This window comes from Microcystis sp. M_QC_C_20170808_M3Col (genome assembly GCF_007095505.1).
Classification (GTDB): Bacteria; Cyanobacteriota; Cyanobacteriia; order Cyanobacteriales; family Microcystaceae; genus Microcystis.
In genome coordinates this window covers 1-21,372 of the sequence record NZ_SFBY01000484.1, presented here as the reverse complement: position 1 = coordinate 21,372, position 21,372 = coordinate 1, and the positions used below count along the sequence as shown (strand labels likewise).

Here is a 21,372-nt window from a genome sequence, read left to right as displayed (position 1 = left end):
GTTAGGGTGTTAGGGTTTTAGGGTTTTAGGGTGTTGGGGTGTTGGGGTGTTGGGGTGTTGGGGTGTTGGGGTGGTCACTGCGTGCGCGTTGCGGGGGGTGATGGGGTTTTAGTTGAAATTCCCCCACTTCCCCACTTCCCCCACTTCCCCACTTCCCCACTTCCCCCATTTCCCCACTTCCCTATCTCCCCATCTCTCTATTTCGGTAAAATTCGGCCAATAGTGCGATTTTCGGGGGTAAAAGTCTCTTTAGCCACCCGTTGAATATCGGCTGCGGTGACAGCATTATAAGCATCTAATTGGGCGAATAAATTACGCCAATCGCCGGTTTTTACCTCGTATTCAATCAAGGATCGCGCCATGCCCATGTTAGAATCAAGACCTCTTAATAGGGCTGCCCGTAGTTGATTTTTAACCCGTTCTAATTCCTGTTCCGAAACCGGTTCATTTTTCAATCTTTCCAATTCTAAATTCAAACCCTGCGCTACTTCCTCCACACTGGCATTAGGAGCGGTAAGAGCATAGAATAAGAGCAAATTCGGGTATTTATCTCCCGGAAAGCCGTTAAATCCCTGAGCAGCGAGGGCAAGTTGTTTGTCCTCCACTAAAGCTTTATACAGTCGCGAAGTTCTTCCTTCACTCATTAAAGTGGCGATAACCTCGTAAACCGCATGATCGGGATGATTGAGGGCGGGACGATGGTATCCTTCTAAATACCAAGGCTGCGAGGCTAATTTTAGGGTAATTTCCTTTGTTTTGGTTTGGTCCGGTTCCACTACTGTCACCTGTGGGGGTTTTGGTTTAGCGGGAAAACGACCAAAATAAACCTTAGCTAACTGTTTGACCTGTTCTGGGTCCACATCCCCGGCGATAGCTATGGTTAAATTACTGGCAGCATAAAATTTATCGAAAAAGTTTTGGATATCTGAGGGTTCCAGATTGCGAATATCTCGATCGTAGCCGATAACGGGACGTTTGTAGGGATGGACAGTATAAGCTTGATCGAGAAAAGCTTCGATTAATAAACCCAAGGGGCTATTATCCGTCCGCATCCGTCTTTCTTCCAGAATTACGTCTTTTTCTTTGTAAAATTCCCGTTGGAACACTGGTTCTAAAAATCGTTCCGATTCCAAAGACATCCACAATTCCAATTTATTCGACGGGAAGCTGTAAAAATAGCTGGTTGCATCGGTGGAAGTGGTGGCATTTAAACCGACTCCCCCCTGAGTTTCGACGATTTGCCCGTATTCGTTGCGTTGGACGAATTGCTCGGACTCTGCCCTCGCTTGTTGAAATTCTGCGGTTAATTTAGCCACTTCTGCGCTTTTACCCGCTTTTTTGGCCGCTTGCAGTTCTTTGTCTATAGCTTCAAGGCGATCGAGGACTTTTTTCTCGCTAAGATAATCGGTAGTACCGATGGTTTTTGTGCCTTTAAAGGCTAAATGTTCCAAAAAGTGAGCAACTCCTGTTTTACCGTCCGGTTCATCGGCACCTCCCACGTCCGCATAGGTGACAAAGGAAATAACCGGGGCATCGCGATTTTCGAGGATAATGAATTTTATTCCGTTATCGAGGCGAAATTCGGTAATTTTTTGTTGAAATTGCTTAAGGTAGGGGGTAATCGATTGCACATCGGCTGATTGCTCTTTCGCTTGGGCAAGAAGGGGTGAGAAACTCCCAAAACCCCAAAACACAAGGAAAGCGAGCCAAAAGCCGATGAAAGCCCGATAATAGGGGTTATTTTTAATGACCATGGATAGTTTTATCAGATATCGTGGGAGCGAGAGATCGATCGCTATGTTCGATCTTAGCAGTCGATTCTTAGGAGAGGGGGAAATGGGATGCTTTTTTCAGTGATCAGTAAACAGTAATCAGTGGGGAAGTGGGGAAGTGGGGAAGTGGGGAAGTGGGGAGACCACTTCGTGCGCGACGTTCGGCGATGCTCAGTCGAGCCGTTGCGGGGGGAAGTGGCAATGGGGGCTTTTCGGTAAACAGTAATCGGCGTTGTCAAATTGAAAGATGATCCGAATCAGCACCGGAACTGAAATTACTTTGATAACAAGGATTGCATTGCATCTTTCATATTCTGATCTGACAACGCCTCTGATAACTGATGACTGATAACTGATGACTGATAACTGACTCCCGACTTTTAGACAAAAAATCTCTCCCTAAAGAGGAGAGAAGTCAAAAAAGCACGAATAACAATGGGTGGGAGGCGGTTTTTATAGGTCGCCCCCACGAAAAGCTAGTAGGAAAATGACAAAGGGGCCAGCTAACATGATTAGCGCCACGAAGGTGAGTTGAAAAATAGGTTCTAAATTGAGAGCCGCAAATAATTCCATGATGTCTCCTAACCTGTTTACAATGATTTTAAGGGCTAATCTGGTCAAAACCATTGTCTATAATACAGGGGATGATTCGCTGGTTTTCCTGATTCGATACAAAAATACATAAAGTTTTGTTGCAATTCTGAATTTTCCCGCTTTCCTATTTCCTTCCCACTAGGGGCAATCTCAATGTTCAACTCTCTGGCCACATCTCCCAACTCGTTAACCCAGATTTATACTGGTTTTCAGGCACTCTCGGATCCCCTGCGACTGCAAATTCTGCAACTTTTGCGACATCAGGAATTATGCGTTTGTGAATTGTGCGACCATCTCGATATCGCCCAATCTAAATTATCTTTTCACCTAAAAACCCTAAAAGAAGCCAATTTAGTCCGCAGTCGTCAAGAAGGTCGTTGGATCTACTACAGCCTAAATCTATCTCAATTTCTTCTCCTAGAAGAATATCTATCCGAATATCGTCGTTTTGCAGCCCTCGTCCCCGCTCGTACCTGCGGGGAAAATCAGTAACCAATCAAGATTTTTAGAAATATTAAAGCTTTATAAAAGGCTTTTAACCTTGACATATCAACTTTTTTTGATATACAATCGGGTTATTCGATCGATTGTCTGTTATGCCGAAACCCTTCTCGATCGCGCCTTGGAGCCAAACTCGCTCATCTTTTCGTCTCTTAAAACGGTCAGGTGTGCGGGAATGTCTAGCGGAATGTTTGGGGACTTTTATCCTCATTTTCGCGGGAACAGGGGCGGTAATGGTCAATCAAATCAGCAATGGTGCAATTACCCATCTCGGTATCAGTATGGTTTTCGGTGCGGTGGTAGCGGCCCTGATTTATGCTCTTGGTCATATCAGTAAAGCTCATTTTAACCCCGCCGTTACCCTGGCCTTTTGGACAAGCGGCTTTTTCCCGAAATCTTGGGTAATTCCCTATATTATCGCCCAGTGTCTCGGTGCGATTCTCGCTTCTGCCACTCTTGTACTCTGTCTGGGCCGAGTGGGAAATTTGGGCGCAACTCTGCCTTTACAGGGAAATTGGGGACAAGCTTTCTGTATTGAAACCATTCTCACCTTTATTCTCATGCTAGTGATTTTAGGCTCTGGTTTAGACCGTCGCGCCCCTATTGGTTTTGCTGGCATCTCTATCGGTTTAACCGTGGCCCTAGAAGCGGCCTTTATGGGGCCGATTACTGGTGCCAGTATGAATCCAGCGCGTTCTCTGGGGCCTGCTTTCGTGGCAGGAATTTGGCAACACCATTGGGTTTACTGGATAGCACCGATTTTAGGCGCTCAATTAGCTGTAATTATTTACGGCCTACTATCCGATGGTTTCCGAGACTTAAAATAAATTCTGCTTGTTGGTAATCATGATCCAATCGACTCACAAACCAAGAATTCTTTTTCTGTATGGCTCTTTGCGGCAACGTTCCTACAGTCGTTTATTAGCAGAAGAAGCTGCCAGAATTATCACTGAATTGGGGGCAGAAGTGCGCTTTTTTGATCCCCGTGAGTTGCCGATTTATGGCAGTGTTCCCGATACTCATGCCAAAGTACAGGAATTGCGAGAATTAAGTCAATGGTCCGAGGGTCAAGTCTGGTCATCTCCCGAACTTCACGGTAATATTAGCGGCATTATCAAAAACCAAATTGATTGGATTCCCTTAAGTATTGGTGCGGTTAGACCTACCCAAGGACGCACTTTAGCAGTCATGCAAGTAAGCGGAGGTTCCCAATCTTTTAATGCGGTTAACACTCTGCGAATTCTTGGTCGTTGGATGCGAATGTTTACTATTCCTAATCAATCTTCTGTGGCTAAAGCTTATCAGGAGTTTCATGAGGATGGCACGATGAAAGATTCCCCCTATCGAGATCGAGTTATTGATGTGATGGAGGAACTTTATAAGTTTACCATTCTCCTGCGAGATCAGGTAGATTATCTGACTGATCGCTATAGTGAAAGGAAGGAAAAAGCGAAAAAACGGTGTTAGGGGTTGGGTGTTGGGGAAGATGTTTCTTAATCCCTATCCCCTATTCCCTATCCCCTATCCCCTATTCCCTATCCCCTATCCCCTATCCCCTATCCCCTATCCCCTATTTCCCTATCCCCTATCCCCTATCCCCTATCCCCTATCCCCTATCCCCTATCCCCTAATTAGATTTCTAGGAGTTAAAATCATGAAAAAAGTTATGTTTGCCTGTAGAAAAAATTCCTGTCGTTCCCAAATCGCCGAGGGTTTCGCTAAAACTTTAGGCGCGGGTAAAATTGCCGTCACCAGTTCCGGATTAGAAGCGGCCAAAGTTCACCCCGGAGCAATCGAAGTTATGCAGGAAATTGGTATCGATATTACTGACCAAACTTCTAAACCAATTAGGGATTTTAATCCCGAAGATTACGATGCCGTTATATCCCTATGTGGTTGCGGTGTCAATCTGCCGGAAGGATGGGTTTTACAGGAAATTTTCGAGGATTGGTTAATTGATGATCCCGATGGTCAAACCATGGAAACTTTTCGCCGAGTTCGCGATGAAATTAAGGCTAAAGTTGTCGGATTAATCGAGCAATTAAGTTAAGGAGTTTGACAGGTATGAATACTATCAATCTGGAAATTTTGGGGACAGGTTGTAAAAAATGTCAGCAGTTAGAAGCTAATGCTAAATCGGCTGTCACCGCTCAAGGTATCACCGCTCAAGTATCCCATATTACCGATCCGATCGAAATTGCTAAACGGGGTGTAATGTCCACCCCCGCTTTAGTAATTAATGGTAAAGTGGTTAGTAAAGGTCGGGTTTTATCCCCCGAACAAATTCAATCTTTATTACCGCAATAATTCTCTTTTTTCGGGGTAATATAATTATGTTTGACCCCTTCTATCCCTTTGATTGGTTAGCGACGCAATTAGTAACGAGAATCTTTGGTTTATCCCTTGATTATTCCCTCGGTTCGTCGCTACGTTTCTTCTTCTACGATGTACCAAAAGTTCTGACATTATTGTTAACAATTAGCTTTTTTGTGGGAACTTTGCAAAGCTTTCTCGATCCGGGTAAAGTCCGTAATTTCTTGGCAGGAAAATTCAGCTTTTTGGGTAATATTTTGGCGGGTTGTATTGGTGTTATTACCCCCTTTTGTTCCTGTTCTGCTGTACCGTTATTTATTGGTTTCCTAGAAGCGGGTGTCCCTTTGGGAGTAACCTTTTCCTATCTAATTTCTGCCCCGATGGTTAACGAAGTGGCGGTAATTTTACTTTGGGGTTTATTCGGGTTCAGAGTGACTTTATTGTATATTGGCTTTGGCTTAATTTTAGCGATTATTTCCGGTTATATTATCGGTCAATTAAAACTAGAAAAATGGGTGGAACCTTTTGTCTGGGAATTACAAAAAAGTTATCAACCTCAAGAGGAAGACGAGGAACTAGCTCTGACTTGGAAACAACGTTTTCAACAGGGACAATATCAAGCGGTAGAAATCTTTAAATCCGTGTGGTTATATGTGGTGATTGGTATTGCTGTGGGTGCGGTAATTCATGGTTATGTTCCCGCCGATTTTATCGCTAATTGGGCAGGAAAAAACAATCCCTTTGCTGTGCCTTTAGCAGTGGTGATGGGAGTGCCATTATACGCTAATATTGCGGGAGTTTTACCCATAACGGAAGCACTGGTTAGTAAGGGCATTCCCCTGGGTACAGTCCTAGCTTTTACTATGGCTGTTACTGCCCTATCTTTACCGGAAATGATTATCTTGAGAAAGGTGTTAAAAATCCCCCTCTTAACAGTGTTTATCTCCCTTGTCACCGTCGGTATTATCGGGGTGGGTTATTTGTTTAACCTGTTAGGAATTTGAGCCTATCCCTTCGGTGAGAAAAATAATAAGGGGAACCACAGTTGATGAAGAATATCTTCATTAATCCGACGCACTGCTAACCATTCCAACATATTAGAACGATGGGAAGTGGCTACAGCGATCGCACTGATATCATTTTCTTCTGCTGCCGTCAAAACTTCTAATACAGGTGTTCCTTGTCGCACTTCGCTCTGTACTTGCAAACCGAGTTTTTCTAGTCGCACTTGCACCGATTCTAATTGCTGACGGGCATCATTTAAGCGACATTCGGTGACACCGGGATCGCGACTGATATTTTCCACTACCCGGAGGAGAAGACATTGCTCAAAAGAGCCGGGGGATCGAGTTTGAGCGTATTTTTCTATCTGTTCAATTAGATAAATCGCGTCGGGACTGCCATCGTAGGGAATTAATAAATGTTTCCAGAGATGTTGACAGCGCAGGGCCAATTCATCGTGAGTATAAACTGATAATAATTGCGGTCGGAAAATCAGCAGCGGAATATCGGTAATACCTGCGATCGCTAAACTGGTACTACCGAATAATTTTTCTTGGACAGCACCGCGCATGGGATTTCCCATCAAAATCACGTCAATAGAGTGATTAGCGAGGACTTCCCGCACGGCATCCACGGGACGACGGTTAGAGATTTCGACAATAACTGTCATACCGTCGGGAATATTTGCTAAAGCTGGGGCTAATTTTTCTTTGGCCGCGTCAATTTTCGCTTGATCTACGGCAGCGAGGGTGGGTTGTTCCCAAACCGGAATACTGTGGAGGAAGATAACTTGTTTTAAGCCGCTTAGGGCTAAGTGTGGCACACAATGGACAAGACGATGGAGACCATCGAAAAGATCTGTACAGATCAAAGCGCGCTCGAACATAAATTAACCCCTTGCAATTCGGTTATTCTTCCCTAAGAATAGCTAAAAAGGTGAAGAAATGCGCCCCGCATCCCTAGCTCGTTTCCGGAGAAACCCAGCCGGAGAAAGAGGTCGCCCGCAGGGGTGAAATGAGTTATTGGGGAGCCCAGGGATTAGAATCTAGACCCCACTGGTGTTTGAGAAAAGCTTTGTACATATTTTCTCTGACCATCATTTGTTCGTAGAGCTTGATCAGGAAATCCTGCGCTTGCTCCTGACTCATTTTTTCTACCTGAGTCTGAAAAGAACGAATGTTGAACTGTTGTTCTAAGGAAAGTTCGATCGGTTGAGACATGGTGTTCCTCCTTGATGAAGGCAGTGGTTGATAACAAGCGAGATCGGTGATTGGTAGCACCTTTTTTAACTAATGTAACAAATACTTGACAAAGTGTCAATGTATCTGTAGAGAGGGTTTTGCTTTTTCCCTCCCGTTAGCTAGGATACCCTGCCGCCAAAAGGAAAGAAGCATATAATGATACATTTAGCAAGAGTTTTAATAAAATTTTGCTTACTGTGAACAAATACTTAAGTAGTTATACTTATTTTTTCCATGGCAGCCCGGAGCGAGAGAAAATATTTGACAAATTGTGTAAACATTCTGTAATAATCGAATAGAGCGACATAAATCGGGTAAGTTGAATGATTAGCCCTGTTAACAGCTAAAAAACGTAACCCCTAGATTCCGTCCCTCTCGTTGAAATCGTTAAGGATAGTCGAAATTGACGGCCACAGCCGCTATCGTGCAGAAACTACAAGCTTATCGCTGGGAAACATCCTCCTTAGCTCTGTTTGCCTTAAAAAAATCAGCATACAGGCACGGAATGTCGCACAAGTTTTTACATCAACCTATACTTGGAGGAATCCATCATGTCCGTTCGTCTATACGTTGGTAATTTGCCCAAAGAATCCGTCGAGCGCGAAAAATTACAGGCGCTTTTTGCCGATGAAGGGGATACGATTACCACTAAAGTCATCAAAGATCGCAAAACTGGCAAATGTCGCGGTTTTGCCTTCGTTACCGTCCCTAGCGATGAACTAGCTGACCAGTTTATCGAAAAATACAACGGTCAATCCTTCATGGAAAACCCGATCAAAATCGAGAAAGCTCTCCCCCGCAGCAAGGGAGGTAAAGAAGAAGGGGAAGAAGCAGAAGGCACAGAGGCAAGCGTAGAAACCCCAGAAAAAGTCGAAAGACCGACTCCGAAACCGACGACGGCAGCACCGCGCAAATCCAGTGGCGGCGGCAGCGGCAAAAAACGCAAGGCTGAACGGGGTGGCAGTAGTACCCCGAAAGTTACCAGCGATGGTGACGCTTTACAGCCAGATCCCCGTTGGGCCAATGAATTGGCTAAACTCAAGGAAATGTTAGCAGCTCAGGCCACTAATCCCTAATTCCATTGACAAGAGGGCAACGGATAGCCGATAACTAAGAGGTTCAAAATATCGCTTTTAGGAATGTGCATCATGACAGCAATCGATCCGGTCATTCTCATGAAACAGGAGGTCGGTAAAGCGGCCGCTAATCTAGTTCAATCTAATTCGGTCGTGGGATTGGGAACTGGTTCAACGACGGCCTACGCGATCGAATATCTGGGCGCTAGACTGCAAAGCGGGGAAATCAGCAATATTGTCGGGGTTCCTACTTCTTTTCAAGCGCAAGTTTTGGCTAGGAAGTACGGAATTCCCCTCACTACCCTCGATGTCATCGCAAAGATGGATATCGCTATCGATGGGGCCGATGAGGTGGATCCCCAGAAAAATCTGATTAAAGGCGGCGGTGCTGCCCATACTCAGGAGAAAATTGTCGATAGTCTCGCCGATATTTTCGTCGTGGTAGTGGATGGCAATAAGCTGGTGGATAAGTTGGGATCGACTTTTCTTTTGCCGGTGGAAGTGTTACCCATGGCCATGACTCCGGTGATGCGAAAATTGGAGGCACTCGGTGGTAAACCTTCCCTGCGCATGGGAGTGAAAAAAGCTGGCCCCGTGGTCACGGATCAAGGCAATTTAGTTATCGATGTTAAATTTGATAGTATCGATGATCCGGCTGATTTGGAAAGAACTATTAATAATATGCCGGGGGTTTTAGAAAATGGTTTATTTGTCGGGGTTGCTGATCTAATTCTCGTCGGTGAAATTATCGACGGTAAGCCGGTAGTCCGCGAGATTAGGTAGGATTAATTATTCTGAAGCTAATAGTGAAACAGGCCTGCGGCCTGTTTTGTTATTATGGGTGTATACAGACAAAGAGCAAAATAAGCTAGGTTTTACCGGACACATCGTTAGTGAGAATCGGGTCAATCAGAATTCCCTCAAGCTGGGGAAGGGAGTTGATATCAGGATGACTACATCTAATCCCATTCTAGCCAAACTATTGGCCATCTTATTCGGTTTAGTCTTTGCGACACTTAGTATCCCTATGATTAAACAGGGATATGAAGAATTGAAAAATGGCCAAGATAGCCTAAATTGGCCAACCACAACTGGAGTGATCATTTCATCAGAGACAAAGAGTAGCAGTGGAGAAGATTCTACTATTTCCTATCATGCTAATATCCAATACCAATATACCATTGGTGGAAAGTCTTACTTATCAGATCAAGTGTCTTTCGGAGAGTTCGGGAGTAGTGATCCAGAACACGCTCGCTCGATTGTCCGACGCTACGAGAAAGGACAGAAGATAAAGGTATATTTTCACCCTAACTATCCCGATAAATCCGTCCTCGATCCGGGGGTTTCTTGGGGTTCTTGTATGATCTTGGTGGGAGGTGTAATGTTTTTTATGGGGAGCATTATTACTCTATCTGATGTTTTTATTGCGCCGAAATTACAACAAAGACGCACACAAGCACTTCAACAAGTCGCCGCCAATTTAGCAATGACTTTTCAGGAGGAAGATGTAAATTTATCCAAGCAGGATTTCTGTCGATTTCCTTTATGTCGGCATAATTATCCCCATCTTAGAAATATCCTCAGCAAGTACGGAGAAGATAGGGAAACTATTCTATTTGACTATAATTTTACGACTGGTTCTGGAGACAATTCTCATACCTACGCTCAAACGGTAGCAGTTTTCCATACACCCAGTAAGAACTTACCAGAATTTACACTCCGACCTGAAAATGTATTCGATAAAATCGGAGAATTATTTGGATCACAAGATATTGATTTTGAATCTCACCCCGATTTTTCTAAATTTTACTGCTTGCAAGGACAGCCAGAATCTGCTATCCGAGAAATCTGGAACTTTGACACCTTACAATTTTTTGGGCAGAACCATGGTTGGTACTTGGAAGCTAGTGGTGAATGGTTAGTAATTTATAAATTAAACCAAACAATTAAACCAGAAGATATGAGAAATTTTCTAGAGCAAACTACCGAGATATCGCAGCTATTTACTGAATGAGTAGCTTTAGTTTATAGTTAAACTGCTGAGGTGACTAGAGAGTGAAGAGATAGGGAGAAAAACCTGATAACTGATAACTGAATATGGCTGAAGGCTGGTGGCTATAGGCTAATAAAAAATCTGTCCCTTTTTGACAGAAAATATCTGGGAAGATTGCAACCAACGGGACTCAAACGAACTGAGATGAGTGGTGGTAATTAAAGTTTGAAAACGGTCTTCGATCGCATCTAATAATTGATTTTGTCGATCGATATCTAATTCCGCTAAAACATCATCGAGGAGTAGTAGGGGAGGTTCCCCGATAATCTGCTCTAATAACTGTAATTCCGCTAATTTCAAGGCTAAAACTAAGGTTCTTTGTTGTCCTTGGGAACCGTAGGATTTAGCGGGGTTTTGGTTAATTAAAAAATCCACTTCATCCCGGTGCGGACCGACTACCGATGTCCCTAGCTGTTTCTCTGCCAAACGACGGGTTTCAATCTTATCTAAAAAAGCCCTTTGTACCCCATTGACATCATCTTCTACCCAAGGCACATTAGGAATATATTGTAATTCTAAAAATTCGGTTTTTCCGCTAATACTTTCGTGCCATTTTTGGGCTAAAGGAATTAATCTTTGCAGGACTCGCGCCCTTCTTCTCGTTACTCTTGAACCAGTTTCTGCTAGTTGTAAATCCCAGAGTTTTAGTTGGGATAAATCCTCATAAACTTTTCCCTCTAATTCCTGTTTACGAATCTCTTTTAAGAGGGCATTTCTTTGTCGTAAAACCTGATTATATTGCTGTAAAATATGAACGTATAGGGGTTCTAATTGAATTAATAAAGTATCTAACCAATCTCGGCGAGCTTCCGGACCACCGCGCACTAAATCCAGATCGAGACTAGAAAATTGTACCGCATTAATCACGCCCAAAAAATCGAGATGACGGCGCAGGGGTTGACGGTCGCGGATCACGGTGCGACGACCGGAAGAACGGAGAATTAAACTTAATTCTGATGCTCCATAAAGACGATTAACCCTAGCAAAAATTCTCGCCTCTGATTCCGATTCTAGCACCAAATCCCGATCCTTGCTGACTCGATGGCTCTTGAGAGTGGCCAAAAGTTCGATCGCTTCTAGTAAATTGGATTTTCCCTGAGCATTATTGCCCAATAATATTGTTTTTTTGGACTCGAATTTTAGCATCTGTTCGGCATAATTTCTAAAACTGTGAAGGTGCAGGTGTTCGAGATACATTGCAATTTGGGGGTTAAGTGTTGGGGGTTGGGGAAGTGGGAAGTGGGGTGTGGGGTGTGGGGTGTAGGGTGTGGGGTGTAGGGTGTAGGGTGTGGGGTGTGGGAAGTATAAATAAAAATAATCTCCTGTCTCCTGTCTCCTGACTACTGATTACTGATCACTGATTACTGATTACTGATTACTGATCACTGATCACTGATAATGGCAGCGGTTGAGGGTTAAGTGAATTTGCTATAATTCCCCTTGACAATCAATATTTTATAGTAGCTTTTACCTTGAAAATTCCTTTTTTGCCTTTAAAACAGACTGAAAGTCTATCTAAACTCGCTTTGATTGCTATACTCGCTTTTGATGCTTCTGTTTCCCTCGCAGGACAATTTCCCGATGGCAGAGTATTTTTTGAGAGTTCTCCCACTCTGGTTAATTTCTCCGCTACTTTCCAATCCGTGCGTACTTGGGGGGCAAAATACTATCTTACCATCGCTCTACCGCCGTCTCTCGGGGCACCCTTGGGTAAAGTAACCCTACAACAGCAGCCTAATATTCAAACTATTGCTTTTCTGGTCGATCAAACCTTTGCTTTTCTTGGCGATCGCAATCAGCGCGGCGAAAAATTAACCCTAAAATCCACTACTTTTGACCCCAATACTCAGACGATCACGGTCATTTTTGATCCTCCTGTCCCCCCCGGTAATACCGTTTCTATCGGTCTGAAACCAGTACGAAATCCCGATTATGGTGGTGTCTATCAGTTTGGAATTACTGCTTATCCCCCCGGGGACAATTCTCCCGGATTAGATATAGGTGTCGGACGTTTAGCAATTTACGATGCTGGCGATCGCTGGTAGGCTGTTCCGCGTCTAAAAACAGTAATCAGTGAACAGTAAACAGTAATCAGTGAGCAGTAAACAGTAAAAAGACAGTAGGAAACTTCTATTTAATACTGCACACTTAAAAATTCACATCTGATCACTGATGACTGATCAATAGGAATAGGTGCAGCCTTAAAACGAAAACTGTAACCCCTAAATTATCATCGGCAAAAGTTCCCTGACTTCGTTGTCCATTTGAAGTCAGGGATTAAGCGTTTGCTTGACATAAATGTATATCTCGACAACCCCAGAGTCTTATGATTTCCACCCTAACCCTTGAAGAAATCAAAACCCTAGTCTATCAACTTCCCCTCTCAGAACAAATTTCTCTCTTAGAAGACCTCGAAGACAAGCTAGAAACCCTCACCCTCATGAAACTAGCAGAAACAGGCTTTCCTGAATGGAACGACCCAGAGGAAGATATTTACAATGTCCAACCCTAAAGCTGCCGAAATTTGGTTAGTTCGCTTTCCCTTCAGCGACCTTAGCACCACAAAACTCAGACCCGCGCTAGTTTTAGCTGTACATCGAGAAGAACAAATCATCCTGGGAATCTTCTCCAAAATCCCCCCTGGAGAGTGGTGGGAAACTTGGATATTGGTTAGGGAAGGACATCCCAACTTCTCACAAACAGGCTTAAAAAAGACCTCTGTAATCAGAACTGACAAGATTGCGACGGTCAACCATTCCGTTTTTCAATCCTAAACTAGGCATTTTACCCTCAGACATCCTAAACCAAGTTCAAACTGCCCTCAAAAAATCCTTAAATATTCCCTAGCATTGATTTTATCCAATGATTAACTTTCCTAAAGCGATCCCAAAGACTTACTTAAATTTCCCCTGAGCAATCCAGAAAGCTTCATTACTATACTACTATACAACTAAACAATCACTCAAATCTAATTCTCCGGAGGCTTTTCAATCATGACATTAGTAAAACTGATATATTTTGCGGGGGGGGTAAGAAAAACTTATTAAGGGTTGCGATCACTTCCTCTGCTATTGCTGTTAGTACCCTAACGATAGTACCTGTTCAAGCAGCTATTATTAATATTAATTCTGTAATTAATGATACAGGTAATCCAATTGTTCAATTTTTTTCAGCAGGAGATTATCAAGTTGATTACATAGGAGTAGCAGATGGGGGTATGTACGATGCTTGGAATGCTTGGGGGACTGTTCAAGGATGTGATGCTAATGGAGCAAACTGTCAAAATGGATGGGTTAACAATTACTCGATTAGCTCTAGTGAGTTCTCCATTAGTCAAGGAACTGGCACCTATGCTACACCAGCATTAGCACTTGCTAATGGTCAAAATACTGCCTTTACGTTGACGGGAGATAGCAATGTTTATTTATTTATTGGCGATTCTTTTTACAGCGATAATATTGGAGGAGTTTCATTAAAAGTAATGCCTATTTCAAATCCGCCTGTTACTTCCGTTCCCGAAACCTCATCAATTCTAGGGTTACTGAGTTTAGGAGTATTAGGAATAGGTGCAGCCTTACATCGAAAACTGTAACCCCTAAATTATCATCGGCAAAAGTTCCCTGAATTCGTTGTCCATTTAAAGTCAGGCATTAAGCTTTTGCTTGACCCAAATTCGGAATTGTTTTAATGCCATTGCACTACCTATTTTTTGACTATTTTGTAGCGTTTCTGGAATTTTTTCTATTAGATTAAATTGAGGAAATAGTCGGCTTTGGCAAGCTTCAACATATTCTGATCCTTGCAAAACATTGATTTCCAGTCTCTCTCCATTATATCGCCACAATTCAGGAACACCCAATCGCTCATAATTATTAAATCGGGTTCGCTTAGTAATATCAATCTCAATTGCTAAATCGGGAGGGGGATCAATAGCCAGATCAAGTCGCTTTTTTCCCCTGACAGCAGCACAATTTTCGATATAAAAAGACTCATCTGGTTCTATTCCTTGATCCATTTGCTGATTTTTAAAGGTTGTCGATCCAGCGGGTTCATAGTCTAACTCTAATTCATCCAAGAGAACTTTAACCAAATCACCGATTAAAACTTTGGTATTTTCATGAATAAAAAGAGGAGTCATTGCTTCTAAAGTTCCCTGACTATAAGATAGACGAATTGACCGTCGATCTCCCAATTCGTCAAGAATTTTTTCATAATCTTGCCAAGTGAGTGAAGTTAACAACAGGCGGTCGCCTGGGGTAACAGTTAGTTGTTTTAATGCTAATAACATCAGAATTTGTCGGCTCAGTTGTTATGATTGGGCGGTTTAGTCAGTATTTAACTTTTTTCTACCTTAGACTATATATAGCAGTTTTCATCAGAATGAGGCATGGGCAAGGGGCTTAAACTCTTTGTTGGCAAAACTTGTCGATACCTCAGTAACGTGAAACGCGCTATATGCAAGAGGTCTAGTAAACAGTGAACTGAAAACTCCAATCTGATCACTAATCAAGGAGAACTTCCCACCTCACCCTTGAGATAACCGCCTAACTTTCCCGTCTGAGTTTTAGAAAAATTTAACTTTATTCAATCCATGAACATCTGTTCAGATGTTATACTAAAGTCAGTAAAGAAGTTCAGAGGTAGTAACCATGATCGCTGTCACCACCATGAAATGTGCTTGTGAATCCTGTTTGTGTGTAGTATCGATCGCCGATGCCATCGAAAAAAACGATCAATACTACTGTTGCCAAGCTTGTGCCGATGGTCACGTTAACGAAAAAGGCTGTGGACACAAGGGCTGTGGTTGCGGTTAAATTTAGTTAGGGTTTGCCGAATAAATCTAAAAACCTTTCAGCAAACCCTAGTATTGGGAAGAAGGGGAAAGTATCGGAATTAATAACCGATCGGGAAAAAACATGGCCATAGAGAAAATAGCACCGGTTTGCGGGGAATCCCATCACCAAGAGGGGAAATTCCAGAACTTGCAGGGATTAGAACTAGAAAAAGCCCAAAAAATGGCCGAATTTTTCAGCCTTTTGGGGGATGCCAACCGCCTAAGAATTCTATCGCTTTTAGCCAAACGAGAATTATGTGTTTGTGATTTAGCCGACGATTTAGGGATGAGTGAATCGGCCGTATCCCACCAGTTAAGAACCCTAAGAGCCTTAAGATTAGTTAAATACCAAAAACAGGGACGGAGAGTCTTTTATCGTCTTGCCGATCATCATGTTCTTGACCTTTATTACGCGGTCTCGGAACATTTAGAAGAGCCAGCGGACGAGGATTAAAACAGTCCCAAAGCGGGTAAAACAAACTGTAAGAGCAGAGAACCAATCCCCTGCACCATTTGGTCTAATTGAGCGTTGCCACCACCCTGTTCTCGCGGTTTTAGGGCGATTTCCATGCCTTTAATAAAATTCTCTGCCGCTTCGTAACCGGGGGTGTTACCTTGCTGTTGAAAGAGAGTCGAAGCCATTTGAGCGTCCTGGGCTGCTAGCGCATTTTGTCCCAGACGATAGTGAGCCATGGCCCGGGCCAGATAAGCTGGAGCATATTCTGAGTTAATTGTCAAGGCCTTATTAAAATTTTCTATAGCGGCGCTGGTGCGTCCCTGTTTTCCTTCCACCATTCCTAGTCCGTAGAATAGTTCAGGAGTACCGGCACTACTGGGAATTCCCACCGCACCCTGTACATAGGCAGTGTCTAGTTTGGTGTTGTCGAGGTTAGCATTATTGAGATAAGTACCTCTTAAATCCGCACCCGTCAAGATTGCCCCGGTTAAGTTCGCTCCAGTGAGATTAGCACCAAAAAGAGAGGCGCCGGTTAAATTTGCCCCACTCAGATCCGCCCCACTTAAATTAGCTTGACTAAGATTGGCCCCGACGAGATTGGCCCCATTTAATTTTGCCCCAGCTAGATTCGATTGCACTAACCCCGAACCGCTCAGATCGCATTGGGGACATTTTCGGGTGGATAATAATTGCTGTAGATGGTTTAAATCTTCCGTCTGACCAACTAGGGACAAGTTAAGGGGAAGACTGAGGACGAGGGTGAGGGCGATCGATTTGTACATAGTTGAAAAATAACTCTATTTATTATTATTGATAATAACCATTCGATCGGGGCTAATCGCTGAACCAGATTCTGCTTGAGAAATCAGCCCTTGTCCACTAAAATAGAAGATTAGAGGCTCTTAAGGTCAGAAGAAGCGACAAACGAGATTTGTTACCTTTTCAACAGCAGGTTTTTTAGAGGAATTTCCCTATTTTATAATGACTACTCTACACGGTAATTGGCTGATTCGTTCGCAAGATAGTGTTTTTTTTCTTTGGGGTGAACAGTGGCAAGGGAAGGAATCAAGTGAAACAAAGGAAAATCATCCTTTTTGTCTAGAATCAGGGCAATTATCCCAATTTATCGAGAAATTTTCTCCTCAGCTTGACCGCTATTCTCCAGAATCAATCAAGCTCAGTTTACCTAGTTATTCCCCCCCAAGGAAAAAATATTTTTTACCGCTGCTGTCGGGGCAAATTCTCGAACCCACGGCTAAATCCTTGTCTTGGCAACCATGGCAGGTATCGGGATTAACTTTTTCTGCGGGGATGATAGTGCGGTTATGGGAGAAATTACCCCTAGCTAAGGCCGAATTTATCGGCAATGATCTACGATTTTGGCTGTATTTGCACCGTTGGAGTTTAGATTTATTAGCAAGGGGGAAATTTTTAGCGGGAATAAATCAAGGTGAAAGTTGCTGGTATCCGCTGCTAGATAGTACCATCGATCGCACTCGTTTAGCTAAGTTTATCCAAACCATCCCCCCGGTTTGTCTTGCCTATCAAGAAAATAGCGAACCACAAATAATTATTCTCGATTGCTTGAAAAATATTGTCGATGCTCGTTTGCGACAAAAGATAGATAGTGGTGTTAATATTTCCCCCTCATTGATGGTGAAACCCTGGCTACAATCTTTAAGCGGTGATCATCATGACATTGCTTTAGAAGCCAAGAATTTACAGCGTCTAGAAAATGCTTATAATAACTGGGTGTTTCCTATCCAAGAAAGTTTAGTTAATGGCAATAATCGCCAATTAATCGAGAATCAATACCGTGTTTGTTTATCCTTGCAACCTCCCAGTCTAGGAACAGTGTGGAAACTAACCTATTATTTACAAGCGTTAGATGATCAAGAATTTCTCATTAGTGCCAAGTTGATTTGGTTAGAGGGCAAAGAAAGTTATCATAGTTATCAAAGAGTTGTCAATAATCCTCAGGAAATTCTCTTAAAAGGATTGGGATTAGCGGCGCGATTGTACGAACCGATTAGAATTAGTTTAGAGCAGAGACACCCGGAGGAATGTTCTCTTGATTCGATCGAAGTTTATCAGTTTATTCGCTCGATCGCTTGGCAATTGCAAGAGCAGGGATTAGGGGTAATTTTGCCAACGGGTTTAACTGCTGGTAGTAATGAACAAAGATTAGGAATTAAGATTGCTGCCACTGTCACCCCCAAAAAAGGAGAAAGATTAAGTTTAACCAGTTTATTAAACTTTCAGCTTAAATTAGTGGTAGGGGAACAGGAAATATCGAAAAAAGATTTTGATAAGTTATTAGAGAAAAAATCGCCAGTGGTGGAAGTGGGAGGCAAATGGTTAATCCTACAACCAACCGATGTCAAAGCAGCTCAGGCAATTTTAAATAATACCATCGCTCCCCTTAATCTCTCGGTGGAAGATGCTCTGCGCTTGAGTTCAGGAGATAATAATCTAATTGCTAAACTGCCGGTAGTCAATTTCCAAGCGGAGGGAGCATTAAAGGAATTAATTGATAATTTAAATAACAATCAAGGGATTCAATTAATCAACCCACCGCGGGAATTTCGGGGGGAATTACGTCCCTATCAAATCAAGGGAGTTAGTTGGTTAGCTTTCCTAGAAAAGTGGGGTTTAGGTGCTTGTTTAGCCGATGATATGGGTTTAGGAAAAACCCCGCAATTAATCGCTTTTTTACTAGCATTAAAAGAACAGGATATGTTAGTTAATCCTGTGTTAGTGGTGGCTCCCACTTCTGTGGTCAATAACTGGGAACATGAATTAAGAAAATTCGCTCCCACCCTGGCTGTTTTTGTGCATCATGGTGAAAAAAGATTAAAAGGTCAAGCTTTTGCTCAAGAGGTAAAAAATAAATCGGTTGTTATTACCAGTTATCCTTTAATCTATCGCGATCTGTCCAGTTTAGAAGCAGTACAATGGCAAGGTTTAGTTTTAGATGAAGCTCAAAATATTAAAAATTCTACGGCTAAACAATCCCAAGCAGTGCGAAAAATACCCGCAGGATTTCGGATTGCCTTAACGGGAACTCCCGTAGAAAATCGCCTGACGGAATTATGGTCAATTTTGGATTTTCTCAATCCCAATTTTTTAGGAACTCAAACATTTTTCCAGCGTCGTTTTGCTCTTCCTATTGAAAAATACGGCGATCAAGAATCCCTGCATAATTTACGTTCCCTTGTCCGTCCCTTTATTTTACGGAGATTAAAAACCGATAAAAATATTATTGAAGATTTACCAGAAAAACAGGAAATGAATATTTTTTGTGGTTTATCGAAAGAACAGGGACAACTTTATCAACAATTAGTCGAGACAACGCTCCAGAAAATTGAAGAAACTCAAGGAATTCAGAAACATGGATTAATTTTAACCTTGCTAATGCAACTAAAACAAATTTGTAATCATCCCGCCCATTTTTTGAAAGAAAATAGTTTAGAAACCAGTCAAAGATCGGGAAAATTATTACGTTTAGAAGCCATGGTAGAGGAAGTGATAGCAGAAGGCGATCGAGCTTTAATTTTTACACAATTTGCCGAGTGGGGAAAACTCCTACAAACCCATCTCCAGAAAAAATTAGCCGAGGAAATATTATTTCTCTCCGGTTCTACCAAAGCAAAAGATCGGGTAGAAATGATCGAGCGCTTTCAAAATGATCCCCAGGGACCAAAGATTTTTATTCTCTCCCTCAAAGCGGGGGGAACAGGATTAAATTTAACCCGCGCTAATCACGTTTTTCATATTGATCGTTGGTGGAATCCGGCCGTAGAAAATCAGGCCACCGATCGCGCTTTCCGTATCGGACAAAAACGCAATGTTCAGGTACATAAATTCATCTGTACGGGAACCCTAGAGGAACGCATTAATGAGATGATCGAAAGCAAGAAACAATTAGCGGAACAAACCGTAGATGCTGGAGAAAATTGGTTAACAGAATTAGATACCGATCGCCTACGAGATTTATTATTATTAGATCGATCGGCAATTATTGATGAAGAAGAAACCGATTAGAAGCGAACCACCTGATAAACCGTGGAACCATTCTCAAACAGGGGCTGATAGTAGATACCGCTACAATTGTAATAAAGCGTATTGTCAGCCGTAATTGTGGTGCAGCCGTCGGGAAGATAGGTGACAATTGCGCCGATTGGAGGGGCCACCACCGTGTAGGAACTACCGCTAGGCTGAAGATAGATGCCGTCCGAGTAAATGTAGGAAGTGGAACCCACATAGACGGTATTGTAGTAGGGGGGGAGAGTAGCGATCGCTGAACCGATGACTAGGCCAGTGGTCAACCCCACCCAACCCCAACCCGGGGGGACGTAATAACCGCCACCGTACCAACCGCCACCACGCCAGTAACCGTTGCGATTATCGTCAATAAAGTCCTGACGGTTCTGTTGGCGATCGCTAACCTGCTGCTGCCGTTCACCCTGTCTTTCCGTGCGTTCCCCTTGACGGGTATCGGTTCTTTCGCTGCGTTCACCCTGCCGTTCTTGTTGACCGGTTTGCCGTTCACCCTGTCTTTCCGTGCGTTCCCCTTGACGGTTTTGTTGACCGGTTTGCCGTTCACCCTGTCTTCCAGAAAAATCTCTGGAAGGTTGGGAACGATTACTAAAATTCCCCCTGTTTTGCAGATCACTACTGCGGCTAACCCGTGGGGAAGCTCCACCACCGCCACGACTACCACCACCACCGCCACGACTACCGCCACCACCGCCACCGCGAGCGTCCACATAATCCGTTACCAGTAAACTTGTACCCAAGAGGAGGGCGGCAAGAACACATAAGTTTTGACGTAAAGATCTTTTCATAACCCGGACTCCTTGATTTTTTTATTCGCCTTGGCTGCTTATCTTCCCAGATTATTTTCTGCAAGCGTTCGACGGTTTCTGGTGCCAAAAAAACGCTCTCCTGTTTCTACACGAACTCTGGCGGGAACATTTTCGATAATTTTGAGTAAAGAGCGAGAGGGATAGCTACAATGGATGTGTAAGGCTTTTGAGAATGTCCCGATCAGAACAGAATCGGCTTAATTCTTCTGAGAACATCCTGGAGCAACTGTTCTGGACACTTACCGATAAAGCTCGCTTTTCTCGCTCGGAAGTCCAACGCTCGCAGTTGATCTACCATGATAACTCCTGTCACCGCCTCTCCATCTGGAATCTTGACGTAGAAAGGGTTCTGGCGTTGCGTATTGCTCACCGGGCAGACAAAGGCAAAACCAATCTTGCGATTAAAATCAATAGGGCTTACCACCAGTGCTGGACAATTACCCATTTGCTCATCGAAAATTTGGGTCTGAAACCCCGTCGTTCTACGACGGCTTTACCGTTAAATATTAACACATTTACGAAATATATGCTAAAATGTGAGACATGGAAAAAGCCTATTGGTTTCGATTTTACCCCACACCAGAACAAGAGTCGCTATTGCGGCGCACTTTGGGCTGTGTAAGATTGGTTTACAATAAAGCTCTCCATCTCAGAACACAAG

General features: G+C 43.1%; 28 protein-coding genes. 18 read left to right on the top strand and 10 right to left on the bottom strand.

What is annotated here, in order from left to right:
- Positions 1–25: 25 nt before the first annotated feature.
- Complete coding sequence (locus EWV84_RS22580) at positions 26–169, bottom strand: hypothetical protein (RefSeq protein WP_287080234.1); 144 nt, start codon at positions 167–169, stop codon at positions 26–28.
- A 28-nt stretch (positions 170–197) separates the two neighbouring features.
- Positions 198–1,754 carry a M16 family metallopeptidase gene (locus tag EWV84_RS22575; protein WP_287080232.1) on the bottom strand — a complete coding sequence of 519 codons (1,557 nt, stop codon included), beginning with the start codon at positions 1,752–1,754 and terminating at the stop codon, positions 198–200.
- Positions 1,755–1,882: 128 nt separating this feature from the next.
- Between EWV84_RS22575 and EWV84_RS22570 the strand changes: the two genes are divergently transcribed.
- Complete coding sequence (locus EWV84_RS22570; protein ID WP_287080229.1) at positions 1,883–2,023, top strand: hypothetical protein; 141 nt, start codon at positions 1,883–1,885, stop codon at positions 2,021–2,023.
- A 202-nt stretch (positions 2,024–2,225) separates the two neighbouring features.
- Here the strand turns inward: EWV84_RS22570 and psb30 are convergent, their stop codons facing one another.
- On the bottom strand, positions 2,226–2,345 hold the full coding sequence (psb30, locus tag EWV84_RS22565; protein ID WP_002736367.1) for a photosystem II reaction center protein Ycf12/Psb30: 120 nt from the start codon (positions 2,343–2,345) through the stop codon (positions 2,226–2,228).
- A 174-nt stretch (positions 2,346–2,519) separates the two neighbouring features.
- Here psb30 and EWV84_RS22560 point away from each other — a divergent pair, with 174 nt between their 5' ends.
- The 6 genes from EWV84_RS22560 to EWV84_RS22535 all read left to right on the top strand — a co-directional run bounded on the left by EWV84_RS22560 (position 2,520) and on the right by EWV84_RS22535 (position 6,184).
- Positions 2,520–2,858: an ArsR/SmtB family transcription factor gene (locus tag EWV84_RS22560; RefSeq protein ID WP_287080225.1), complete on the top strand. Its 339-nt coding sequence runs from the start codon at positions 2,520–2,522 to the stop codon at positions 2,856–2,858.
- A 104-nt stretch (positions 2,859–2,962) separates the two neighbouring features.
- Positions 2,963–3,694 carry an MIP/aquaporin family protein gene (locus EWV84_RS22555; RefSeq protein ID WP_287080222.1) on the top strand — a complete coding sequence of 244 codons (732 nt, stop codon included), beginning with the start codon at positions 2,963–2,965 and terminating at the stop codon, positions 3,692–3,694.
- Positions 3,695–3,713: 19 nt separating this feature from the next.
- Complete coding sequence (gene arsH, locus EWV84_RS22550; RefSeq protein ID WP_287080219.1) at positions 3,714–4,334, top strand: arsenical resistance protein ArsH; 621 nt, start codon at positions 3,714–3,716, stop codon at positions 4,332–4,334.
- A 187-nt stretch (positions 4,335–4,521) separates the two neighbouring features.
- Positions 4,522–4,917, top strand: a complete 396-nt coding sequence (gene arsC, locus EWV84_RS22545) for an arsenate reductase, glutathione/glutaredoxin type (RefSeq protein WP_287080250.1) — start codon at positions 4,522–4,524, stop codon at positions 4,915–4,917.
- 14 nt (positions 4,918–4,931) lie between these two features.
- Positions 4,932–5,174 carry a thioredoxin family protein gene (locus EWV84_RS22540; RefSeq protein WP_287080216.1) on the top strand — a complete coding sequence of 81 codons (243 nt, stop codon included), beginning with the start codon at positions 4,932–4,934 and terminating at the stop codon, positions 5,172–5,174.
- A 26-nt stretch (positions 5,175–5,200) separates the two neighbouring features.
- Positions 5,201–6,184 (top strand): permease, encoded by a 984-nt coding sequence (locus tag EWV84_RS22535; protein ID WP_287080214.1) that lies wholly within the window; start codon positions 5,201–5,203, stop codon positions 6,182–6,184.
- Positions 6,185–6,186: 2 nt separating this feature from the next.
- Here the strand turns inward: EWV84_RS22535 and EWV84_RS22530 are convergent, their stop codons facing one another.
- Both EWV84_RS22530 and EWV84_RS22525 read right to left on the bottom strand, forming a co-directional pair.
- Positions 6,187–7,068, bottom strand: coding sequence for a universal stress protein (locus EWV84_RS22530; protein ID WP_287080212.1), 882 nt, complete (start codon positions 7,066–7,068; stop codon positions 6,187–6,189).
- A gap of 133 nt (positions 7,069–7,201) precedes the next feature.
- Positions 7,202–7,402, bottom strand: a complete 201-nt coding sequence (locus EWV84_RS22525; protein ID WP_002739006.1) for an NblA/ycf18 family protein — start codon at positions 7,400–7,402, stop codon at positions 7,202–7,204.
- A gap of 572 nt (positions 7,403–7,974) precedes the next feature.
- Here EWV84_RS22525 and EWV84_RS22520 point away from each other — a divergent pair.
- From EWV84_RS22520 to EWV84_RS22510, 3 genes are all read left to right on the top strand, one after another.
- Positions 7,975–8,499: an RNA recognition motif domain-containing protein gene (locus EWV84_RS22520; protein ID WP_287080210.1), complete on the top strand. Its 525-nt coding sequence runs from the start codon at positions 7,975–7,977 to the stop codon at positions 8,497–8,499.
- Between the two features lie 72 nt (positions 8,500–8,571).
- A complete protein-coding gene (gene rpiA, locus EWV84_RS22515; RefSeq protein ID WP_002757733.1) occupies positions 8,572–9,282 on the top strand; it encodes a ribose-5-phosphate isomerase RpiA in 711 nt (236 codons plus the stop codon).
- Positions 9,283–9,448: 166 nt separating this feature from the next.
- Positions 9,449–10,513 carry a DUF3592 domain-containing protein gene (locus EWV84_RS22510; protein ID WP_287080208.1) on the top strand — a complete coding sequence of 355 codons (1,065 nt, stop codon included), beginning with the start codon at positions 9,449–9,451 and terminating at the stop codon, positions 10,511–10,513.
- Positions 10,514–10,621: 108 nt separating this feature from the next.
- Here the strand turns inward: EWV84_RS22510 and recF are convergent, their stop codons facing one another.
- A complete protein-coding gene (gene recF / locus EWV84_RS22505; protein ID WP_287080207.1) occupies positions 10,622–11,749 on the bottom strand; it encodes a DNA replication/repair protein RecF in 1,128 nt (375 codons plus the stop codon).
- 275 nt (positions 11,750–12,024) lie between these two features.
- On the opposite strand from recF, the gene EWV84_RS22500 reads away from it, so the two are divergent.
- The 4 genes from EWV84_RS22500 (at position 12,025) to EWV84_RS22485 (ending at position 14,144) form a co-directional block, all read left to right on the top strand.
- On the top strand, positions 12,025–12,597 hold the full coding sequence (locus tag EWV84_RS22500) for a DUF2808 domain-containing protein (RefSeq protein ID WP_287080204.1): 573 nt from the start codon (positions 12,025–12,027) through the stop codon (positions 12,595–12,597).
- A 281-nt stretch (positions 12,598–12,878) separates the two neighbouring features.
- Positions 12,879–13,064 carry a hypothetical protein gene (locus EWV84_RS22495; protein ID WP_002761554.1) on the top strand — a complete coding sequence of 62 codons (186 nt, stop codon included), beginning with the start codon at positions 12,879–12,881 and terminating at the stop codon, positions 13,062–13,064.
- Positions 13,051–13,326 (top strand): type II toxin-antitoxin system PemK/MazF family toxin, encoded by a 276-nt coding sequence (locus EWV84_RS22490; RefSeq protein ID WP_287080203.1) that lies wholly within the window; start codon positions 13,051–13,053, stop codon positions 13,324–13,326. Before EWV84_RS22495 ends, EWV84_RS22490 begins: the two co-directional genes overlap by 14 nt.
- Before the next feature lie 443 nt (positions 13,327–13,769).
- Positions 13,770–14,144, top strand: a complete 375-nt coding sequence (locus tag EWV84_RS22485; protein ID WP_287080202.1) for a hypothetical protein — start codon at positions 13,770–13,772, stop codon at positions 14,142–14,144.
- 51 nt (positions 14,145–14,195) lie between these two features.
- On the opposite strand, the gene EWV84_RS22480 is transcribed toward EWV84_RS22485, so the two are convergent.
- Complete coding sequence (locus tag EWV84_RS22480) at positions 14,196–14,840, bottom strand: Uma2 family endonuclease (protein WP_286824749.1); 645 nt, start codon at positions 14,838–14,840, stop codon at positions 14,196–14,198.
- A 361-nt stretch (positions 14,841–15,201) separates the two neighbouring features.
- On the opposite strand from EWV84_RS22480, the gene EWV84_RS22475 reads away from it, so the two are divergent.
- Positions 15,202–15,366, top strand: coding sequence for a metallothionein (locus EWV84_RS22475; protein ID WP_158200921.1), 165 nt, complete (start codon positions 15,202–15,204; stop codon positions 15,364–15,366).
- A 102-nt stretch (positions 15,367–15,468) separates the two neighbouring features.
- Positions 15,469–15,840: an ArsR/SmtB family transcription factor gene (locus EWV84_RS22470; protein WP_286824748.1), complete on the top strand. Its 372-nt coding sequence runs from the start codon at positions 15,469–15,471 to the stop codon at positions 15,838–15,840.
- Here the strand turns inward: EWV84_RS22470 and EWV84_RS22465 are convergent.
- The gene (locus tag EWV84_RS22465; protein WP_287080199.1) at positions 15,837–16,625 is read right to left on the bottom strand and encodes a pentapeptide repeat-containing protein; all 789 of its coding nucleotides are present in this window, start codon (positions 16,623–16,625) and stop codon (positions 15,837–15,839) included. The two genes, EWV84_RS22470 and EWV84_RS22465, sit on opposite strands and share 4 nt — an antisense overlap.
- Positions 16,626–16,824: 199 nt before the next feature.
- Here EWV84_RS22465 and EWV84_RS22460 point away from each other — a divergent pair, with 199 nt between their 5' ends.
- A complete protein-coding gene (locus tag EWV84_RS22460) occupies positions 16,825–19,887 on the top strand; it encodes a sll1366 family intein-prone helicase (protein ID WP_287080197.1) in 3,063 nt (1,020 codons plus the stop codon).
- On the opposite strand, the gene EWV84_RS22455 is transcribed toward EWV84_RS22460, so the two are convergent.
- Together EWV84_RS22455 and EWV84_RS22450 are read right to left on the bottom strand one after the other, a co-directional pair.
- Positions 19,884–20,690 (bottom strand): DUF6515 family protein, encoded by an 807-nt coding sequence (locus tag EWV84_RS22455; protein WP_287080195.1) that lies wholly within the window; start codon positions 20,688–20,690, stop codon positions 19,884–19,886. The genes EWV84_RS22460 and EWV84_RS22455 overlap by 4 nt on opposite strands.
- 202 nt (positions 20,691–20,892) lie before the next feature.
- On the bottom strand, positions 20,893–21,171 hold the full coding sequence (locus EWV84_RS22450; RefSeq protein ID WP_287080248.1) for a type II toxin-antitoxin system PemK/MazF family toxin: 279 nt from the start codon (positions 21,169–21,171) through the stop codon (positions 20,893–20,895).
- Between the two features lie 83 nt (positions 21,172–21,254).
- Here EWV84_RS22450 and EWV84_RS22445 point away from each other — a divergent pair.
- Positions 21,255–21,372, top strand: a 118-nt coding sequence (locus EWV84_RS22445; RefSeq protein WP_287078252.1) for a helix-turn-helix domain-containing protein, incomplete at its 3' end; no start/stop codon positions are given.

Coding starts and splice junctions, on each gene's coding strand:
- EWV84_RS22580 (WP_287080234.1), bottom strand. CDS start 169: ATGGGGGAAGTGGGGAAGTGGGGAAGTGGGGGAAGTGGGGAAGTGGGG.
- EWV84_RS22575 (WP_287080232.1), bottom strand. CDS start 1,754: ATGGTCATTAAAAATAACCCCTATTATCGGGCTTTCATCGGCTTTTGG.
- psb30 (WP_002736367.1), bottom strand. CDS start 2,345: ATGGAATTATTTGCGGCTCTCAATTTAGAACCTATTTTTCAACTCACC.
- EWV84_RS22560 (WP_287080225.1), top strand. CDS start 2,520: ATGTTCAACTCTCTGGCCACATCTCCCAACTCGTTAACCCAGATTTAT.
- EWV84_RS22555 (WP_287080222.1), top strand. CDS start 2,963: ATGCCGAAACCCTTCTCGATCGCGCCTTGGAGCCAAACTCGCTCATCT.
- arsH (WP_287080219.1), top strand. CDS start 3,714: ATGATCCAATCGACTCACAAACCAAGAATTCTTTTTCTGTATGGCTCT.
- arsC (WP_287080250.1), top strand. CDS start 4,522: ATGAAAAAAGTTATGTTTGCCTGTAGAAAAAATTCCTGTCGTTCCCAA.
- EWV84_RS22540 (WP_287080216.1), top strand. CDS start 4,932: ATGAATACTATCAATCTGGAAATTTTGGGGACAGGTTGTAAAAAATGT.
- EWV84_RS22535 (WP_287080214.1), top strand. CDS start 5,201: ATGTTTGACCCCTTCTATCCCTTTGATTGGTTAGCGACGCAATTAGTA.
- EWV84_RS22530 (WP_287080212.1), bottom strand. CDS start 7,068: ATGTTCGAGCGCGCTTTGATCTGTACAGATCTTTTCGATGGTCTCCAT.
- EWV84_RS22525 (WP_002739006.1), bottom strand. CDS start 7,402: ATGTCTCAACCGATCGAACTTTCCTTAGAACAACAGTTCAACATTCGT.
- EWV84_RS22520 (WP_287080210.1), top strand. CDS start 7,975: ATGTCCGTTCGTCTATACGTTGGTAATTTGCCCAAAGAATCCGTCGAG.
- rpiA (WP_002757733.1), top strand. CDS start 8,572: ATGACAGCAATCGATCCGGTCATTCTCATGAAACAGGAGGTCGGTAAA.
- EWV84_RS22510 (WP_287080208.1), top strand. CDS start 9,449: ATGACTACATCTAATCCCATTCTAGCCAAACTATTGGCCATCTTATTC.
- recF (WP_287080207.1), bottom strand. CDS start 11,749: ATGTATCTCGAACACCTGCACCTTCACAGTTTTAGAAATTATGCCGAA.
- EWV84_RS22495 (WP_002761554.1), top strand. CDS start 12,879: ATGATTTCCACCCTAACCCTTGAAGAAATCAAAACCCTAGTCTATCAA.
- EWV84_RS22490 (WP_287080203.1), top strand. CDS start 13,051: ATGTCCAACCCTAAAGCTGCCGAAATTTGGTTAGTTCGCTTTCCCTTC.
- EWV84_RS22485 (WP_287080202.1), top strand. CDS start 13,770: ATGTACGATGCTTGGAATGCTTGGGGGACTGTTCAAGGATGTGATGCT.
- EWV84_RS22480 (WP_286824749.1), bottom strand. CDS start 14,840: ATGTTATTAGCATTAAAACAACTAACTGTTACCCCAGGCGACCGCCTG.
- EWV84_RS22475 (WP_158200921.1), top strand. CDS start 15,202: ATGATCGCTGTCACCACCATGAAATGTGCTTGTGAATCCTGTTTGTGT.
- EWV84_RS22470 (WP_286824748.1), top strand. CDS start 15,469: ATGGCCATAGAGAAAATAGCACCGGTTTGCGGGGAATCCCATCACCAA.
- EWV84_RS22465 (WP_287080199.1), bottom strand. CDS start 16,625: ATGTACAAATCGATCGCCCTCACCCTCGTCCTCAGTCTTCCCCTTAAC.
- EWV84_RS22460 (WP_287080197.1), top strand. CDS start 16,825: ATGACTACTCTACACGGTAATTGGCTGATTCGTTCGCAAGATAGTGTT.
- EWV84_RS22455 (WP_287080195.1), bottom strand. CDS start 20,690: ATGAAAAGATCTTTACGTCAAAACTTATGTGTTCTTGCCGCCCTCCTC.